Origin of the sequence: Streptomyces recifensis (genome assembly GCF_002154615.1) — a bacterium.
GTDB lineage: Bacteria > Actinomycetota > Actinomycetes > Streptomycetales > Streptomycetaceae > Streptomyces > Streptomyces griseoluteus.
Window position 1 is genome coordinate 1 of sequence record NZ_MUNH01000498.1, and the last position, 2794, is coordinate 2794.

Annotated in this window: 2 protein-coding genes and 1 pseudogene; 2 read left to right on the forward strand and 1 reads right to left on the reverse strand. The window is 76.2% G+C overall.

Features of this window, described 5'->3' with window-relative positions; translation table 11 throughout:
- Positions 1 to 263: hypothetical protein (locus CCN33_RS23995; RefSeq protein ID WP_244173922.1), on the forward strand; the 263-nt coding region annotated here is incomplete at its 5' end.
- Here CCN33_RS23995 and CCN33_RS24000 read toward each other — a convergent pair.
- Positions 221 to 1924 (reverse strand): annotated as a pseudogene (locus tag CCN33_RS24000) (AfsR/SARP family transcriptional regulator); the annotation flags it as partial. The gene CCN33_RS23995 and the pseudogene CCN33_RS24000 sit on opposite strands and share 43 nt — an antisense overlap.
- 108 nt (positions 1925 to 2032) lie before the next feature.
- Here CCN33_RS24000 and CCN33_RS24005 point away from each other — a divergent pair.
- Positions 2033 to 2794 (forward strand): GlxA family transcriptional regulator (locus CCN33_RS24005; protein WP_086695579.1); only part of this gene is annotated, 762 nt, incomplete at its 3' end.

The window sequence follows — 2794 nt, forward strand, 5'->3', positions numbered from 1 at the left end:
TCAGAGTCACGGCGGCCCGGCTCGCGGGCCGCCCGCGGTGGAGCCTCGCCCACCGCGCGGACGAACTGGCCGACGAGCGCGGCCGCCTGGCCCACCTCGCCGTGGACGACACCGGGGTCCCGGCCGCCCTCCGCCTGACCGTGCAGCACCTTCCCGGCGAGGCCGCGCACCACTTCGGCCGGCTCGGCCACCACCCCGGCACCCACTTCGACCCCTATACGGCGGCCGCGCTCGCCGGCACCGACCCGCCGGCCGCCGTATAGGGGTCGAAGTGGGTGCCGGGGTGGTGGCCGAGCCGGCCGAAGAGGTGCGCGGCCTCGCCGGGAAGGTGCTGCACGGTCAGGCGGAGGGCGGCCGGGACCCCGGTGTCGTCCACGGCGAGGTGGGCCAGGCGGCCGCGCTCGTCGGCCAGTTCGTCCGCGAGGTGGGCGAGGCTCCACCGCGGGCGGCCCGCGAGCCGGGCCGCCGTGACCCTGAGGGCCAGCGGAAGCCCTCCGCAGAGTTCGGCGAGCCTGCGCGCGGCCACCGGCTCCCCGAGCACCCGTTCCTCCCCGAGGACGCCCGCGAGCAGCGCCGTGCCGTCCTGCGCGTCCAGCGTGCCGACGGGGACGGGCCGGGCCGCGTCGGAGGCGATGAGCCCCTCCAGGCGGTGGCGGCTGGTGACGACGGTGACGCAGTCGGCGCCGCCGGGCAGCAGGGCGCGGACCGTGGCGGAGTCGCGGGCGTTGTCGAGGACGACCAGCAGCCGCTGCCGGTCGGTGAGGGAACGGAACAGCGCGGCGGCGGCCGGGGCCGATTCCGGTATCCGGCGCGGCGGCACCCCGAGGGCGAGCAGGAACTCGCGCAGCACCTCGGTCACCGACGGCTCGCCGGTGTCGCTGAAGCCGTGCAGGTCGATGAAGAGCCGCCCGTCGGGGAAGGCGTCGGCGTTGCGGTGTGCCCACCACAGGGCGAGGGCGGTCTTGCCGACCCCGGCCGGCCCGGTCACCAGGCACACCGGCGCCTCCCCGGCGGCGGCCCGGCCGAGCGCGGCGAGTTCCGCGCCCCGGCCGTGGAAGCCGCGGGGTGCGCGGGGCAGCAGGTCGGCGTGCGCCTCGGCGGGCACGAGAGCGGGGCGCGGAGGTACGGGCGGCCGGACCGGTTCGGCCTCGGACCCGGGACGCCCGGCCGACAGCTCGGGTACGGGGTCGCCGCGCAGGATCAGCCCGTAGGCATCGGCGAGTTCACGGCCGGGGTCGATGCCGAGTTCGTCCGCGAGGAGTCTGCGGGTGCGATGGAACCAGTCGAGCGCCTCCGACTGCCGGCCCGCCTGGTACAGGGCGGTCATCAGCGCGGCGGACAGCGACTCGCGCAGCGGATGCGCGACGGCCTCGGTGCGCAGGACGGCGGCGGCCCGGTGGTGCTCACCCAACCTGCCGTAGGAGAGCGCCAGTTGCTCCACGGCGGAGAGCCGGGACTCCTCCAGCGAGTGCGCGGCGGCCTGGAGCGGCGGTCCGGCGAAGGCACCGCCGAGCGCTGGGCCGCGCCACAGCGAGAGGGCGTCGCCGAGCATGAGCACCGCGTCGGCGGGGTCACGCTGTTCGCGGGCGAGGGTGAGCAGCTCCTCGAACCGCTGGGCGTCGAGCAGGGTTTCCGGCAGTCGCAGCGCGTACGCGTCCCCGGCGGTGAGGAGTTCGACGCCGTACGCCTCCGCGTCGCCCTCGGCGAGCAGGGCGCGCAGCCGGGACACATGGCCCTGGATGACACCGCGCGCCTGGCTCGGCGGCTCGTCGTCCCACAGGCAGGCGGTCAGCCGGCTCATCGGCACCGGGGTGTTGGCCGACAACAGCAGCGCCGCGAGCAGGCTGCGGCGCTTGGCGGGGCCGAGCGGCAGCGGTCCCCGGCGGGTGTCGACGGAGACGGTGCCGAGCAGCCGGAACTCCACGGGGCATTCCTTCCGAGGCGGCCGGTACAGGAGAAAACAGCAGCATATCGGGGGGTTGCCCGGCGCCCCGCGAGGGATTCACGCCGACCAGTGCGTACCCTGCTGCCCGTGCCGTCCTCCCGTTTCCGCCGTGTCGCCGTCCTCGTCCTGGAGGGCGCCAAGCCGCTCGACGTGGGTATTCCGGCGCAGGTGTTCACGACCCGCGCGAGCATGCCGTACGAGGTGCGGGTGTGCGGGGCGGCGCCCGGTCTGGTGACGGGCGGCGACGGCCTGTCGTACCACGTGGCGCATGGCCTGGAGGCGCTGGAGTGGGCCGACGTGGTGTTCGTGCCGGGCTACCGGTTCCCGGACCGGGAGGACCCGCCGGAGCGGGTGGTGGCGGCGCTGGTGGCGGCACACGAACGGGGTGCGCGGCTGGCGGCGATCTCGACGGGGGCGTTCGCGCTGGCGGCCACCGGTCTGCTGGACGGCAGACGGGCCACCACGCACTGGCACTACGCCCGCGCGCTGGCGGCCCGGTACCCGCTGATCCGGGTGGACGAGAACGTGCTGTTCGTGGACGAGGGCAGCGTGCTCACGTCGGCCGGGGCGGCCTCCGGCATCGACCTGTGCCTGCACATGCTGCGCGGCGAGCTGGGGGTGGCCGCCTCCAACCACGCGGCCCGGCGCCTGGTCGCGGCCCCCTACCGCAGCGGAGGTCAGGCGCAGTACGTGCCGCGCAGTGTGCCGGAGCCGCTGGGCGAGCGGTTCGCCGCGACGCGGGAGTGGGCGCTGCACCGGCTCGGTGAGCCGCTGAGCCTCGAGGCGCTGGCCCGGCACGCGGCCGTGTCGCCGCGTACGTTCTCCCGGCGGTTCGCGGAGGACACCGGG